Source organism: Jeotgalibaca sp. A122 (assembly GCF_052266715.1).
In the GTDB taxonomy this organism is placed as follows: domain Bacteria; phylum Bacillota; class Bacilli; order Lactobacillales; family Aerococcaceae; genus Jeotgalibaca.
This window is the reverse complement of the sequence record NZ_JBQPRB010000001.1, coordinates 446202-460923: the sequence shown is the minus strand read 5'-3', so window position 1 is coordinate 460923 and position 14722 is coordinate 446202. Positions and strand designations below refer to the sequence as shown.

The window sequence follows — 14722 nt, the reverse complement described above, 5'->3', positions numbered from 1 at the left end:
CCGGATTGAAACGTTTACACAAAGAGTTTTGCACTTGCCTTTGAACACCTGTATAATGTAAGGGAAGCACTGAAAAAAGGAATTTATCCTTTAAGGAGTCTGATAAATTATGAAAAAAATACTTGTAGTCGATGATGAAAAGCCGATTTCCGATATTATTAGCTTCAACCTTGATAAGGAAGGATACGAAGTTTTCACAGCTTTTGACGGAGAAGAAGCCGTTGCACAATTCGAAGCTGTTGGGCCTGACTTAATTTTGTTGGACTTGATGTTACCAAAAATGGATGGCTTGGAAGTCTGTCGCATAATCCGGAAGACAAGTGATGTTCCGATTATTATGCTGACTGCCAAAGATTCTGAAATTGATAAAGTATTGGGCTTGGAGTTAGGCGCAGACGATTATATTACAAAACCGTTCTCCAACCGTGAATTGGCAGCACGTGTCAAAGCCAACTTACGACGCGTTGGAACGAATGCGCAAGCACAACCTGAAGAAGAAGTTGCCAATGAAGTCCATGTCGGTACTTTGACAATTCATGAAGATGCTTATGCCGTTTCCAAACGTGGTGAAGAAATCGAATTAACGCACCGTGAGTTCGAATTATTACATTACTTAGCCAAGCACTTAGGGCAAGTCATGACCCGTGAACATTTATTGCAAACCGTATGGGGTTATGATTATTTTGGTGATGTCCGTACTGTTGATGTAACTGTACGACGTCTACGTGAAAAAATTGAAGATACACCCAGTCATCCAACTTGGTTGATTACTCGTAGAGGAGTCGGTTACTTCTTAAGAAATCCAGATCAGGAGTAATACGATGCAAAAAAAAATAAATTGGATTCAATCCATACATTTCAAGATACCAATGCTGTTTATCTTTCTGCTATTGGTATCTTTACAAATTATTGGGGCTTATTTTATCCGGCAACTTGAAACGGATTTGATTGATAACTTTGACAGTCAAATGAGCTTGAATGTACGCTTTTTGGAAAATTCACTTGTTCCTGTATTTGAAGATGAAGACCAAAACGACACGCCAGAAAATGTCCAAAGTATTTTGGAGGACTATATTGGTGGCGACTTTTTGGAAATCCAGGTTATTGATTCCGAGGGGTATATCATCGGAACGAATGACCAGACCCGTCAATCAATAGTGGGAACAAAGTCAACGGATCGTGATGTTCAACAAGCGCTTCTATTGGAAAGTGAACGCAAATACCAATACATGGACGAGGAAAAATCGGACCGTGTCCTCAAAACCGTCTCACCGATGTTTGCGACCACCAATCCAGGTCAAGTCATCGGTGTTGTTATGATGGAGTCAAATATTGAGACTGTGTATACCCAAATCAGTGAAATTGTGAAAATATTTGTCAATGCATCCTTGTTTGCGATTGTCGTGACGATTGTATTGGCGATCATTATTTCCCAGGGGATATCCAAGCCAATCGCTGAGATGCGGACGCAAACATTGGCGATTGCACAAGGAGACTATTCGGGAAAAATACGTATTTACGGAAATGATGAATTGGGTCAGTTGGCTGATACCATCAATCACCTGTCAACAAAAGTTAAAGAAGCACAGGAAACAACCGAAGCGGAACGGCAGCGTCTGGACAGTGTCTTGAAGCACATGTCGGACGGAGTTATTGCTACGGATCGCCGAGGTAAAATCATTATCATCAATAACCGGGCTGTTGATTTGCTGGGCATTACCCGCGAAGAGGCTGTTGGAAAATCCATCATGAAAGTTTTGGATTTGAGTAAAGGCTATACATTCCGACAATTGCTTGAAGCAAATGAAGATCTCGTTATTCATATCGACGAAGGTGATGACAAGACGGATAGTATTTTACAAGGCGAGTTCTCGGTTATTCAACGGGATACCGGCTTCATCAGTGGGGTCGTTTGTGTACTGACGGATATTACCGAGCAAGAAAAAGTAGAGCAGGAACGACGCAATTTTGTTTCCAATGTATCGCATGAGCTGCGTACACCGTTGACCAGTGTGAAGAGCTATACAGAATCCTTACAGGATGGTGCCTGGAAAGACGAAAGAATTGCACCGCAATTCCTGCAAGTCATTGCAACTGAAACCGAGCGGATGATTCGTATGATTACAGATTTGCTGAATCTATCCCGGATGGACCAAGGGAAAATGCAACTGGAACTGGAATATGTCAGCATGAATGATTTGTTTACGCATATTCTGGACCGTTTCGATATGGTTCTTCAATCCGAAGCTTACCGTGATAAAAATTATCGAATCCAGCGCGATTTCACTCAACGGACATTGTGGGTGGATATCGATCAGGACAAGATTACGCAAGTAATCGATAATATTATGAATAACGCTTTGAAATATTCTCCGGACGGCGGAACGATTACCTGCCGGTTGATGGAAACACATAACAGTGTGGTCCTCAGCATCACCGATGAAGGGCTGGGAATCCCTCGTAAAGATTTGCAGCATATCTTTGAGCGTTTTTACCGTGTTGATAAAGCGCGCGCACGTTCCATGGGAGGGACCGGCTTAGGCTTGGCTATTTCCAGAGAAGTCTTGATGCTTCATGGTGGCCGCATCTGGGCAACCAGTGTGGAAAATAAAGGTTCCACATTCTTTATTTCCTTACCATATGAATCGTTTGAAGAGGAGGAGTGGTGATGAAACAGATAGATTCAAAATGGATTAGTTTCACCCTCTATACCTTGGTTGCAATCAGTTTGTTTTTAACATGGCGCATCTTGAGCGTTCCTTCTGGGGCAGCCAATATCCAAAGTATTGCGCCTACTCAATCAACGACCAGTATTTCCAATGTGAAAAATATCGATGATATGTTCGCGCCCCATCGCCTGACTTTCCACACCCAACTGAATACCTTTGTCTCACAGGACGAAAGGATTGTGAACCAGGCTGATGCCTTCCTGGAGGAGTGGAAGATGCAGGACGTGACATTCGTATCAGCCTATACAAAAGAGGACTATGACGCGCTCATTTTGGAGAGAAATAGAATCGAAATACGGTTTCCGGGCCCTATGCCTATAGGGATGTTATCGCGTTATTTTGACACAGTTCCGGAAGAGTTGGAAAGTAGTACCATTACCCGTATTTTGATTACAACAGTGAATGCTGATCCGATTTATTTGTTGGATGACGGCAGTAAAAATGTCTACACCGCAACCCGGTCGAAAGATTCGATTGAACCGCTTATGAAGCTCTACTCTGGTAATAAAGAGTCCTATATTAATTCCAATGCCTATTCTTTTAAGGATGTCATCACTTATTTACCGCAAACAGAAATCCAGTTGGATAAACTGGATTACCTGGTAGAGAAACAACCGAACAGTTTTTTTATTGGACAGTTATTCGAAGATACAACTGAGTTACGTGATGACAGTAATGATGTTTTTACGATATACAGTGATAACATTTCTGAACTGCGTATCCATAAAGAAACAGGGATATTGTATTATTACCGCAATAACCTGGATCAAGAAAATTTAAGTGTCTTCCAACAAATTCGTGATAGCTTTCATGCTCTGAAATTTTTGGATACATGGACCCAAGCTTCTTATTTTGAAGGGTTTGATGAAGAAAGTGGCCAAGTTACTTATCGCCGCTATTTAAACGGTTTGCCAATTGCTGGTGCATTGGACCGTGGTTTAATCCGGATGGAGATGGAAAACAGTGGTTTGGTGGAATTGTATTATCCAACCGAAATCATTCAAACCCCTTTGGAAGATCGCCAAGAGAAGGTTGTTTTGCCAAAACCACAGGAAATGATTGATAAGTTAGCTAAAGCTGATATTCCATATAGCGCCATTGAAAATATGGCAATCGGCTATGAATGGATCAGTAATGACGAAAGTACCCGCATTGCAAGTTTGGTTCCAAGATGGTTTATAAAACTCGATGGAACATGGAATACCATTGATGGTTGGATTACTGTGGCACGAAGGGGTGACGCTAGTGGATTATAAAAGAATTCAGGTTATCTTGATTATTACCTTCTCTATATTGAATATTTATCTTCTGGCTGTTTTTTTAGAGAAGAATGATGAACTAAATTTCGGAGACCCTAGTGCTACCGTCAACCTTGAAGAAGGATTGCGAAACGATAAGATTGAAAGTCCGGAATTGAGTCGTGAAGCAGAAGAAATACCCGTCATTAAAACGGATAAGAATACGTACCTCCGTGAAAATGCCGCTTCATTGAAAAATCAAACAACGCGGATGGAGAACAATTTGTTATTCAGTGTTTTGTCTGATCCCATTGCGTTGGATTTTGAGACCGATAATGTCCCTTTATCGCAACGACTGGAACCCATCCAAGTTTTTATTGATGATGGTAATGTTCTGAATGGTTATGAATATGCCTACTTATCCTATCAAGCGGTTAATCAGCGCGTGGTTTATGTCCAATATACCAAAGAGGGGATACCCATTGCGGATGGAACAGCTTCTTTAATTTTTCATCTGAATTCCGATCATGAAGTCATTTCCTATGAACAAACCTATGTGGGTTCGGCGGAACCGCAAGGTCGGCAACGGAATGTTATTTCCGAGCAAGCTGCGATTGAATCCTTGTATTTGAATAATCAGATTCCTGATAATTCAACCATTCGCTTGCTGACGTTGTCCTATTATCAAACGCTTAGTTTGACTGATATGAATATCTACAGCCCGATGTGGTATGTCGAAATTGCCCGGGAAAATGTTCCCGTACAAATCAAGCGCGTGGATGCCTTAACAGGAAATATCATTTCCGCACCAGTCGTTCAAGAGGAAGAAGAGGAAGAAAGTTCCGAGGCAGAAAGCGAAGCCGAAACTGAGAATGTTGTGAGTGAAATGAGCAGCAGTACGGAGCCGGTTGAAGAATTAACTGAACGCCTCTTAATAAGTGAATAAAAAAATCCAGGACCTCGTTGGGCTCCTGGATTTTTTTATGGAAATTGCTTAAGTGTTTTTATTTACTGAAGCATCATAGATTGAAGTGACTGCTTCTTTCAAGGTTTCATTAAATTCAGCATCGGACTGTTTCGCCCGTAGATTCTCGGATAAAGCCCTTGAAAAGCTGGCAATGAGGCCGTGATTATTTTTTAATTTCTCATTGGCATCTTCACGCGAATAGCCCCCTGACAAGGCAACCACGCGCACCACATTTGGATGCTCAATCAAATCCTTGTAGGCATTTTTTACTGTCGGAATCGTGAGTTTCAACATGACCCATTCATTCTTACCGAGAGTATTTAAATGCTCCAGGATTTCCTCTTTCAAAATCGCTTCGATTTCTTCTTTCTTATGGCTGTAAATATCTACTTCCGGTTCGATAATCGGCACCAAGCCAGCTGTTATAATCTGTTTGGCAACTTTGAATTGTTGATCAACGACGGCTTTAATCCCCTTAGGATTCAATTCCTTAATAACCGAGCGCATTTTGGTACCAAATACGTTATGTTTTTTCGCCCGTTGCAATAAACCAGCTAGTTCTGGCATGGGTTTCATCAACTGAACACCATTCTCCAGCTCCGCCAATCCTTTATCCACCTTTAAGAAAGGAACGATGTCTTTTTTCTTGGCCAAATATTCAGAGGTATAGAGTCCTTCGATCTTTCGATCCATGGTTTGTTCAAAGAGAATGGCCCCAAGGATATATTTTGAATCAAAGGCAGGAGAGGTGATGATACGCGTTCGCATCTCATGTACCAAATCAAACATCTTATCTTCCGTGGCATAGCTACCTTTCAAGATGCCATATCTCTCCAGTGCTGTAGGTGTACTACCTCCACTTTGATCCAAAGCTGCAATAAATCCTTTGCCATCACGTACTTTTTGTAGCTGTTTGTTATTCATGATTTCTTTTCCTCCCTTTCTCATTCTATTTTAATTATAACGCACAAAAAAGAATTAGGGGAAAAGAAAACAAGAGTAGCGCCTTTTAGTTCTCGCCCACTACAATCGTCACACTGTAGGATTCGTCTGCTGTTTGAATAGGTAATTCTTCCAAAGCAGCAGCTGCTTGAGGTGGTGCAACGGTTGGTTCGGGAATGGAATCAACAAATATTGCAAGACCAGTGGCGATGAAAAGCGTGCTCGCGACTAAAACGGTTGTAGCCCATTTTGGTACCGTGAAGCGTTTATTTTGGTCGATCAAATGGTAATGCTTTTCGTCGCGGTATGAAATACGATCTCCAATCCGCATGCCTTTTTTTAACTTGATCCGGTGCAGACTCCCTTCCTCGTCGATAACGAGGCCATAATGTTGCCTAATTTCCGCAATAACGGTTTTCTTGTACATCACTTTCACGCTCCTTTTCTAAGCCAGCTCTGCACTCGGTGCCAAGACGTTCACCGTATCCACGCCTTCGACCGACATGATTTCTGTTGCCAAACGTTGTTCATCTGCATGCTTCGTTTTAATTTCATAAACAAGTTCAAAAGAATCCTGCAACAAGTTTTGTGCTTTCAAACGGCTGTTGCCAGGCGTATCGAACACGATATCGGAAATATACGGAATATTTGCCTTATTGCCGCGGATAACCAACAACATGGTATTTGAAGAAGCAATGTTATCGCCAGTCGCAATCATAAAAATCATTAAGAGAAGGGAACCGATAAAGCCGATGAACCAACCTTCGCTGGATGAAGCAATACCGATCGCCATCGCCCAGAAAACGAAGCCAAGATCGCGCGGGTCCTTGATGTTGGTACGGAAACGCACCAAGGAAAGAGAGCCCAACATACCTAAAGAGAGCGCAACGTTTTGTTTAATCAGTTGCATCAGAATTGTTGAGACAATTGCCAACATCACCAAAGTGATATTATATTTGTGATCGTAAGACATCTTTGCGTGGCATTTCTTGAAAGTGAAAAACATGACAGCGGAAAGGAAGAGGGTATACCCCAAACTTACCAATACCGTTGCTATAGTCACCGTGTTTGTCATTGTTCCTGAGTTTTGTTGGATAAGATCGAATACTTGATTCATTTGTAAATTCCTCCTAATAATAATAATTTTCCAATAGTTGTCTTGATGATCCGAATTTACTGATTGGACATTTCTTCAAATTACATCTAGTCAGTACATCCTGCAATTGCGGAAACAGGAAGCGATCGTATTTTACTTCCAGGATGGTATCCGTCAAAGGCATGGCATAGTGATAGTTTGGCTTTTCCGCAAACAAGTCATAATCGAAATTACAATACTTCAACTCGTTATCAAGGGTGATCCGGGTGCTGAAAAAGGGATGGGTAAAGGCACGGCGTTTGTATTCAACCATGGAAATCGGCCGGTAGCCCATCGTCGTACAAATTTCGTAACCAAGCTCGGCCGTGTCCCCTTCATAATTTTTCAATACTTCGAAGTTCCCTTTTAACATTTCCTCTGCGTCTAAACGGGTAACGAGTAATGTATCCTTGATTTGGTTTCCAGGTTTCTTTTTCTTGATTTCAAACTTGACCATCTGATCCTTGATATCATAGATGCGAAGCCGAACCCGTTTAACGAATTCAAACTTCTGCATTTTCTCGTTATAGTCCTGATTATCCAGGCTGTCGAAGTAGACGCTTCTGACGCTGTAGCCATTGTAGCCACCGTAAGCGTCGGGAACGAGGATCGCATGCAAGGACTTAATCAACTGCATGCGGTCTTCCAAACCGAGTAAGTATTTCCTTTCACTGCGGAAAACGGTGATTTTATTTAATAATTGCTCCATAAGTAAGTGCCTTCCTCTCTCATTTTTGGGTGATAGTAATAGATTACGGAGGTCTTTGTAAATTTTCGGGGTCCTTTTTGAAAAAATATTTACTTTTTGTTTATACAAGGGATATATTCGCATCATGACGGGCTTTCAACTATAATTTAGGAAAGGAGGAATTCGGATGAAAAAGTTAATGGCTATCATTAGTTTTACATTTTTTCTATTATTTGGCCTTTCCCCACCAGAAGTAGCGGCCAGGTCGTATGAAATCAATAATTACGATGTGCAGGTAAATATCCAGGAAGATGGGAGCGCCTTGTTTACGGAGCGCATTACCTATTATTTTGATGGTGAATTTAATGGGGTATTGTTCAACCTGGATTATTCGCCGCACCCAACTCCAACCGATGTTTCGGTTGCGATTGAGGAAGAGGGGGAGGCAGCTGTTCCATATAGTCAAGATACGACGCAACAGCCAGGCACCTATGAAATGACGGATACAGGGACGTTTTTAAATTTCACGGTCTACAATCCCATTACGGATGATGATATGACCGTTATTTATTCATACCGGATTCCAGAGATGGTAACGAATTATAATGATGTCGCCCAATTTAACCGTAAAGTGATTGGTTCGGCTTGGGATGACGAACTCCTTGATGTCGATATCCGGATTGAATTGCCGGCTGCAGTGGAGCCTGGTGAGTTAAAAGCCTGGGGACATGGTGATGCCAATGGGAATGTGACCTTGGAAGAGGACAGGGTTGTCAACTTAAGCCTGAACCGTAATCCGGCGAACACATTTGTGGAGGCAAATGTCATTTTCCCAACTTATGTGACGTGGAATAATCCCAATACAGTGAATGAAAATAACCTTGATCAAATCATTGCGAACGAAGAAGCAATTGAAAGAGCAGAGGAACAACGTTACTGGCTACTGGTGATTGTGGGTGCCGTTTTCGGCGTAATTGGCCCGCTTTTGGCATTGGCAGTTCTGTTTTGGTTACGGAAGAAATATAAAGAAACCAACCCGGTGCCTTATCAAGAACCGGATTACGTTTATGAATTGCCGGAAGACATGTCGCCTGCTGTCATGAACAAGGCGATATTTAATCAAGAACCGGATTCCGAAGCTGTTTCTGCGACCATTCTCGATCTGGTTCGCCGTGGTTATCTACAGATGAAAGAAATCCCGTTGGAAGATGGCTTCGATTATGAATTGCGGAAATTAAAAGAGCCGGACAGCGGACTTTTGAAACACGAGAAGCAACTGATGCGTTGGTTCTTGAAAATTGGAGGAGATGGCAAGGCTGTTACCTTTGGCAGGATTGAGTCCATTAATTATGATACCAAGTTGGGGGAACGTTTTTACAAAGCGCGCATGGCATGGCAACAAGCTGTTCGCGACGACGCGAAAGTATATGAAGAAAGATACCGTGCCCCTCATGCAACGACAGCGAGGACTTGGTCGATTATTACTCTAATTGCAAACAATATTTTCTTTATCCTCTTAACAATCGGTGTCTTTGCGTATCAGCTGCCTATCTGGCTATTTTTGCTGGGATTCACGGGATTGGCATTGGCCATCTATGTGCTGCTTTATCATGTGAAACATCCTGCTGTGACCCCTGAAGGCGATAAAGCCAAGAAAGATTGGCGTGCCTTTGAACGGATGTTGGAGGATGTTGGGGACTTTACGATGCAGGACATTGGTTCGGTTGAATTGTGGGATACATATCTCGTCTACGCAACGGCAATGGGGATTGCTTATCATGTTCTGGAACAAATGGCGATTCAGTATCCAGATGATGTCATTTACGGAACATCTTATTTCTATCCTTTCTACTACCACAATCCGGGTTATATTGACGGTGTCAATGATCCGATAGCAAGAGGAATTGATGCTTCCACGCCGCAATCTGATTCTTCCAGTGGTTCGGGAGGCGGATTTAGTGGCGGTTCCTCGGGAGGTTCCGGTGGTGGATCAGGCGGCGGTGCTTTTTAAAGTTTAAAGTCAGTGATTTTTTCACTCAGATGCGTTAGAATAGATAGGACAAATTGGAGGGAATCTGAGTGATGGAATTAGATAACATGAGCGGCTTTAAAGTCAGTATGCTGGCGAGTGGCAGTTCAGGTAACTGTACCTATATCGAAACGCCCAAACGTAAAATATTGGTGGACTGTGGCCTGAGTGGCAAGAAGATTCAAGCCTTGATGAACCAAGTGGGACGTGACTTGGCTGAAGTCGATACCGTCTTGGTAACCCACGAACACCGCGATCACGTGCATGGCCTGGGTGTCTTGGCACGCCGCTATGGGTTTGATGTTTATGCGAATGAAGCAACGTGGCGCGCCATGCCAACGACAATCGGGGAAATCAAAACAGAACAAAAGCACATTTTTGAAATGGGCGAAGTATTGACTCTCGGTGACGTTGATGTACAAAGCTTCGGGGTTTCCCATGATGCAGCAGCGCCGCAATTCTATTCCTTCCATTATGAAAACAAACAATTTGTGATGTTGACGGATACGGGATATGTGAGCGATCGTCTGCGCGGTTTGTTGAAAAATGCCGATGCCTATTTAATCGAAAGTAACCATGACCTGGAATTGTTGCGGATGGGACGCTATCCTTGGTCACTGAAGCAACGGATATTAGGCGACCATGGACATTTGTCCAACGATGATGGTGCTTTAGCCGTGGCAGAGATGATAGGTGATAATACGAAACGTATTTATTTGGGCCATTTGAGCCAGGATAATAATATCAAGGCACTGGCCCATGAAACGGCCGAAAGTATTTTACTTTCCAAGGGTCATGGTGTTAATGAAGCGTTTCGCGTATTGGATACCGACCCTAACGTACCAACTGATTTATTTCCTGTTTAAAATGAGACCGAGAAAATGCGTTGGATAAGCATTTTCTTGGTTTTTTTCGTATACTTATAGTTGTACAGGAAAACTGTTTTTACCAAATTCTTCATATTTTTTTCAAAGTTGTTTTATATAATAAGCTAGAAAGAGACAAGGAAAGAGAGGAGAAAACGAATGAGTGAGAGATATTCAAATAAAAAACCAAAAAAACAATCAAGCATGAAAAGTGGCCTATTGGGTGGTGTCATTGGTGGGGCTACCGTAGCCTTGTTGGGAACGGGAATTTTGTTCGGTTCAGGTGCGTTGGATATGGAAAATAATGGCAATGATATAAATACATCTACTATCACGGAATCGGATGGCTCCCAAACAACAACAATCAGCCTGGATGTAAATACTGCCACAACGGAAGCGGTGGAAGGCGTTCAGGAAGCGGTCGTTTCTGTTATTAATCTAAAGGAAAATTCCGGGAACCCGTTTGGTTTTGTCATTCCACAAACAGAGACGGATGACAGTGGTTTGGTTACCAATGGTACGGGTAGTGGGGTTATTTATAAAAAAGATAACGGGACCGCCTATGTGGTCACGAATAATCACGTCATCAACGGTGCGGACGCCGTGGAAGTGTTAATGAAGGATGGCACGAAACTTGAAGCCGAGGTAGTCGGTGCGGACGTCTGGACGGATTTGGCGGTATTGGCGATTCCTTCTGACCAAGTTGATGTCATTGCGGAGTTTGGCAATTCTGAGGCATTGAATGTAGGCGAACCGGCAATCGCTATTGGCTCGCCTCTGGGAACTGAGTTTGCAACCTCGGTAACGCAAGGGATTATTTCCGCAACTGAACGAACGGTTGAAACGGATATTGACGGCGATGGTGTGGTCGATTGGGACGTAACGGCGATTCAAACCGACGCCTCCATCAACCCGGGTAACTCGGGTGGTGCGTTGATTAATATTGGTGGTCAGGTTATCGGAATCAACTCGATGAAGATTGCCTCCTCAAATGTAGAGGGAATGGGATTTGCGATACCAAGTAACGATGCGGTAAGTATCATTGCAGAATTAGAAGCACATGGTGAAGTGATTCGTCCCGTTCTTGGGGTAAGCATGATGGACCTGCAACAAGTTTCTGTTTCGCAACAACGTAATATCCTGGATCTGCCGGAAGAAGTGACGGCGGGTGTAGTTGTAGCAGATGTACAAGGTATGTCTGCCGCAAGTGAAGCTGGTATTGAGCAATATGATGTCATTGTCGGTATGGATGGCGAAGAAATCACCAACATGGTGGGACTGCGCAAGATCCTTTACCGTCAAGAAGTGGGTAGTACCGTTAAAGTGGAGTTGTATCGTGGCGGCGAAAAAATGACCATTGATGTGACCCTTAACGATGGGCAAGAAAAATTGTAATTAAAAATGGCCCTTCCGAGCGCGTACGCTTGGAAGGGCCGTTTTTTACTTATTTAGGTTCTATTATTTATGGTGTTGGTAGGTATTCTTCTCGGAAATCCCGAAGGACGGTGGGGTTGCTTGTGGCCGTGTCAAGGATGCAATGCGAAAGTAGGGACCGTTGATGCTTCAGCGTCTACGGTCCCTTTGAGGCTTGCAAGCCCGGAGACTACAGGCTCCGGGCGGTCCCACGGCAGTACACAAGCAAACACGCAGGCCGAAGGGCATTTCCTTCACCAACACCAGATAACCAAGAACCCTTATTAAGCGACTTCTGCCAACTCTTTTGCCAATGAAATCATCATTTCGTTAAATTCGTTCTGGAACTTGTTTTGATGACTATCTTTATTGAGTATCAAACTAATATAAAAAAGTGGTGGATCAGAAAGGGGTATTTTAACTAAATCCTTGGAATCCTTGACCAGGATATCAATCATAAACGCAACCATATCGGTAGATGATGCAATCGAAAGGGCGGTCTGGATTTCTTTCGTATACAAGGTTTTAGGAGGATGGGTAAATTTTCCCTGGCTCCATTTGCTAAAGATACGCTCGTGCGTATAGCCTTTTTCCAGAGAAATAAAGACGGTATCTTTCAAATCCGCAGCCGACAACTTTTTCCTTTGGGCCAGGGGGTTATCGGGCGAAGCCCACAAAGATAATTCTTGCGTGGCAATGGGTATTTGAATCAAGTCCCCATCGTTGAAAAGGGGGACGTCGCTACCCGTAATAGCAATCGGCACTTCACCGGAGCGCACCATTTCATGCATGATATCAGAACTTTCTTCCTCGATAAATTTAACTGAAGAAGTAAATTTCCCCAGCCGAGGCAAAAGCCCAGACATGAAGTGTCCCCCAATCGTTGGCAAGAACCCGAAATAAACGATTTGATTTTTATAATCATGAATCTCTTCTTTTACCTCAGACAATGACTGGAGAATAACCTGCGCATGTTTGAGTAATATTTCTCCTGACTCCGTTAAGCGCAAGCGTTTATGAAATCTTTTCCTGTCAATCAACAGGGTATCCAGCTCTGCTTCAAGTCGTTTTAATGACATGGAAATGGACGGTTGGGAGACATAAAAATGCTCGGCAGTATCAGTAAAACTGAGACTCTCAGCTAAATGGTTAAAGTAAATAATATCTTGTAAATTCATGGGAGTTCACCTCGTGTTTTATAGTATCCTTGCTTTTGTCATTCTAACAAATGGGTAAATCGGCATTATAAAACAAAATTTCAGTTTCTTCTTCCGACTTTTTCAAAAACTCGGAAGAAGAAACTTTTTTCTGCTGCTCTCCTTCCGACTTCATTTAAAACTCGGAAGAAAAACAAAATCATTTTCCGATTCTCCCCCCTAAAATACCTCCAGCTTGTGAAATCGATTTCTTTTAATGGTTACGTTCCCTATTCAGCTATCTTCATCCAACTTGCTTACTTTGTGAAAGTGTTATCATAAATAATATGTATAAATAAACCGTTACATATAAATTATATTTATAATACCATAAAAATTCAATATTTATCTCTAATTCGAATCAAGTGCTATATTGAATGCATCAAACAACTTGTAATTAATAAGCCGAAAGGAGCAGCACATTTGAAAATTTATAAACAGTTATTCTGGATCTTCTTATTTTCGTACCTGGGCGAAATTGTATCCGCCACCATTTCTTCATTCATCGCTATTCCAGGTAGTGTAATCGGTATGGTTCTGTTATTCGTCGCCCTCCATACGAAAGTATTACGACTTGAGCAAGTCGATGAAATCGGAACGTGGCTCACTGACAATATGGGCATATTCTTTGTTCCAGCGGGGGTGGGCTTAATGGCTAACTTTGGCGTACTAGCTAACACTTGGTGGCAACTATTAATCATCATGGCAATCACAACCGTTTTGATGATGGCCTTCGTTGGCAAAATCGTTCAATTTGTCAAAGCCAAAGTTGAAAAGGGTTTCGTAGCGAAAGAAAGAGGTGAAACACATGCTTGATAAATTAATTTCCAGTCCCTTGCTGTGGATTACCTTAACTGTCGGACTGTATCTAATGGCAGCCAAATTAAACAAAAAATGGCCGAATCCTTTATTCACACCGCTGGTATTCGCAATCATCATGGTGATTCTGATCTTACTCGTTACGAACACGCCGCTTGAAACTTACAATACCGGGGGACAATTCCTTTCCCTGTTTGTAACGCCAGCAACGGTAGCTTTGGCGATCAAGCTTGAAAAAAACTTTGTTTACCTTAAACAATACTACTCAGCAATCTTGACGGGAATTTTCTCCGGCGTAGTCCTGCATACTATCATGATTTACCTATTTGGCTTCCTATTCCGTTTCGATAAAGAAATGGTCGCAACCCTGGTTCCAAAATCCATCACCACCGCCATTGCAGTTGGGGTTTCGGAATCACTCGGTGGAATCGTCTCGCTGACCGTCGCCGTCGTTGTCTTTACCGGCGTCATCGGAGCAGTAGTCGGACCAACCGTTTTCAAACTATTCAAAATTGACGATCCTGTAGCACAGGGCGTGGCGTTGGGAAGTTCCTCCCACGCCATGGGAACGACAAAAGCAATCGAAATGGGCGAGGTCCAAGGCGCAATGTCCGGACTTTCCATCGTCGTTACAGGTATTGTCGTCGTGATGCTGGCGCCACTGACGCAGCCCATCACACAACTATTCTTTGGTTAAAAA

Annotated in this window: 14 protein-coding genes; 9 read left to right on the top strand and 5 right to left on the bottom strand. The window is 42.7% G+C overall.

Going from position 1 to position 14722, the window contains the following annotated elements:
* Window positions 1-109: 109 nt before the first annotated feature.
* The 4 genes from yycF to ACTU7M_RS02150 are packed head-to-tail and all read left to right on the top strand — an operon-like array spanning window position 110 to window position 4913.
* Window positions 110-817, top strand: a complete 708-nt coding sequence (gene yycF, locus ACTU7M_RS02165) for a response regulator YycF (RefSeq protein ID WP_443472730.1) — start codon at window positions 110-112, stop codon at window positions 815-817.
* A 4-nt stretch (window positions 818-821) separates the two neighbouring features.
* Window positions 822-2669, top strand: a complete 1848-nt coding sequence (gene walK / locus ACTU7M_RS02160; RefSeq protein WP_443472729.1) for a cell wall metabolism sensor histidine kinase WalK — start codon at window positions 822-824, stop codon at window positions 2667-2669.
* Complete coding sequence (locus ACTU7M_RS02155; RefSeq protein ID WP_443472728.1) at window positions 2669-3985, top strand: YycH family regulatory protein; 1317 nt, start codon at window positions 2669-2671, stop codon at window positions 3983-3985. Before walK ends, ACTU7M_RS02155 begins: the two co-directional genes overlap by 1 nt.
* The gene (locus ACTU7M_RS02150) at window positions 3975-4913 is read left to right on the top strand and encodes a two-component system regulatory protein YycI (RefSeq protein ID WP_443472727.1); all 939 of its coding nucleotides are present in this window, start codon (window positions 3975-3977) and stop codon (window positions 4911-4913) included. The genes ACTU7M_RS02155 and ACTU7M_RS02150 overlap by 11 nt, the downstream gene beginning before the upstream one ends.
* Window positions 4914-4961: 48 nt before the next feature.
* Here ACTU7M_RS02150 and ACTU7M_RS02145 read toward each other — a convergent pair whose 3' ends face one another.
* From ACTU7M_RS02145 to ACTU7M_RS02130, 4 genes are all read right to left on the bottom strand, one after another.
* The gene (locus ACTU7M_RS02145) at window positions 4962-5858 is read right to left on the bottom strand and encodes a fructose bisphosphate aldolase (RefSeq protein ID WP_443472726.1); all 897 of its coding nucleotides are present in this window, start codon (window positions 5856-5858) and stop codon (window positions 4962-4964) included.
* A gap of 85 nt (window positions 5859-5943) precedes the next feature.
* Window positions 5944-6303, bottom strand: a complete 360-nt coding sequence (locus tag ACTU7M_RS02140; RefSeq protein WP_443472815.1) for an anti-sigma factor domain-containing protein — start codon at window positions 6301-6303, stop codon at window positions 5944-5946.
* 18 nt (window positions 6304-6321) lie between these two features.
* Entirely contained in the window at window positions 6322-6993 is a 672-nt protein-coding gene (locus tag ACTU7M_RS02135; RefSeq protein WP_443472725.1) for a DUF4956 domain-containing protein, read from the bottom strand.
* A 13-nt stretch (window positions 6994-7006) separates the two neighbouring features.
* Complete coding sequence (locus ACTU7M_RS02130; protein ID WP_443472724.1) at window positions 7007-7720, bottom strand: polyphosphate polymerase domain-containing protein; 714 nt, start codon at window positions 7718-7720, stop codon at window positions 7007-7009.
* A 166-nt stretch (window positions 7721-7886) separates the two neighbouring features.
* On the opposite strand from ACTU7M_RS02130, the gene ACTU7M_RS02125 reads away from it, so the two are divergent.
* From ACTU7M_RS02125 to ACTU7M_RS02115, 3 genes are all read left to right on the top strand, one after another.
* Complete coding sequence (locus tag ACTU7M_RS02125) at window positions 7887-9710, top strand: DUF2207 domain-containing protein (protein WP_443472723.1); 1824 nt, start codon at window positions 7887-7889, stop codon at window positions 9708-9710.
* 71 nt (window positions 9711-9781) lie between these two features.
* Window positions 9782-10594 carry an MBL fold metallo-hydrolase gene (locus tag ACTU7M_RS02120; RefSeq protein WP_443472814.1) on the top strand — a complete coding sequence of 271 codons (813 nt, stop codon included), beginning with the start codon at window positions 9782-9784 and terminating at the stop codon, window positions 10592-10594.
* A gap of 159 nt (window positions 10595-10753) precedes the next feature.
* Complete coding sequence (locus tag ACTU7M_RS02115; RefSeq protein ID WP_443472722.1) at window positions 10754-11989, top strand: S1C family serine protease; 1236 nt, start codon at window positions 10754-10756, stop codon at window positions 11987-11989.
* 302 nt (window positions 11990-12291) lie between these two features.
* Here the strand turns inward: ACTU7M_RS02115 and ACTU7M_RS02110 are convergent, their stop codons facing one another.
* Complete coding sequence (locus ACTU7M_RS02110; protein ID WP_443472721.1) at window positions 12292-13185, bottom strand: LysR family transcriptional regulator; 894 nt, start codon at window positions 13183-13185, stop codon at window positions 12292-12294.
* A gap of 441 nt (window positions 13186-13626) precedes the next feature.
* Here ACTU7M_RS02110 and ACTU7M_RS02105 point away from each other — a divergent pair, with 441 nt between their 5' ends.
* Together ACTU7M_RS02105 and ACTU7M_RS02100 are read left to right on the top strand one after the other, a co-directional pair.
* Complete coding sequence (locus tag ACTU7M_RS02105) at window positions 13627-14019, top strand: CidA/LrgA family protein (protein ID WP_443472720.1); 393 nt, start codon at window positions 13627-13629, stop codon at window positions 14017-14019.
* Window positions 14012-14719 carry an LrgB family protein gene (locus ACTU7M_RS02100; protein ID WP_443472719.1) on the top strand — a complete coding sequence of 236 codons (708 nt, stop codon included), beginning with the start codon at window positions 14012-14014 and terminating at the stop codon, window positions 14717-14719. The genes ACTU7M_RS02105 and ACTU7M_RS02100 overlap by 8 nt, the downstream gene beginning before the upstream one ends.
* Window positions 14720-14722: the final 3 nt, after the last annotated feature.

Bases quoted from the DNA above. Each gene is read 5' to 3' on its own strand.
- yycF (WP_443472730.1), top strand. From the start codon at position 110: ATGAAAAAAATACTTGTAGTCGATGATGAAAAGCCGATTTCCGATATT.
- walK (WP_443472729.1), top strand. From the start codon at position 822: ATGCAAAAAAAAATAAATTGGATTCAATCCATACATTTCAAGATACCA.
- ACTU7M_RS02155 (WP_443472728.1), top strand. From the start codon at position 2,669: ATGAAACAGATAGATTCAAAATGGATTAGTTTCACCCTCTATACCTTG.
- ACTU7M_RS02145 (WP_443472726.1), bottom strand. From the start codon at position 5,858: ATGAATAACAAACAGCTACAAAAAGTACGTGATGGCAAAGGATTTATT.
- ACTU7M_RS02140 (WP_443472815.1), bottom strand. From the start codon at position 6,303: ATGTACAAGAAAACCGTTATTGCGGAAATTAGGCAACATTATGGCCTC.
- ACTU7M_RS02135 (WP_443472725.1), bottom strand. From the start codon at position 6,993: ATGAATCAAGTATTCGATCTTATCCAACAAAACTCAGGAACAATGACA.
- ACTU7M_RS02130 (WP_443472724.1), bottom strand. From the start codon at position 7,720: ATGGAGCAATTATTAAATAAAATCACCGTTTTCCGCAGTGAAAGGAAA.
- ACTU7M_RS02125 (WP_443472723.1), top strand. From the start codon at position 7,887: ATGAAAAAGTTAATGGCTATCATTAGTTTTACATTTTTTCTATTATTT.
- ACTU7M_RS02120 (WP_443472814.1), top strand. From the start codon at position 9,782: ATGGAATTAGATAACATGAGCGGCTTTAAAGTCAGTATGCTGGCGAGT.
- ACTU7M_RS02115 (WP_443472722.1), top strand. From the start codon at position 10,754: ATGAGTGAGAGATATTCAAATAAAAAACCAAAAAAACAATCAAGCATG.
- ACTU7M_RS02110 (WP_443472721.1), bottom strand. From the start codon at position 13,185: ATGAATTTACAAGATATTATTTACTTTAACCATTTAGCTGAGAGTCTC.
- ACTU7M_RS02100 (WP_443472719.1), top strand. From the start codon at position 14,012: ATGCTTGATAAATTAATTTCCAGTCCCTTGCTGTGGATTACCTTAACT.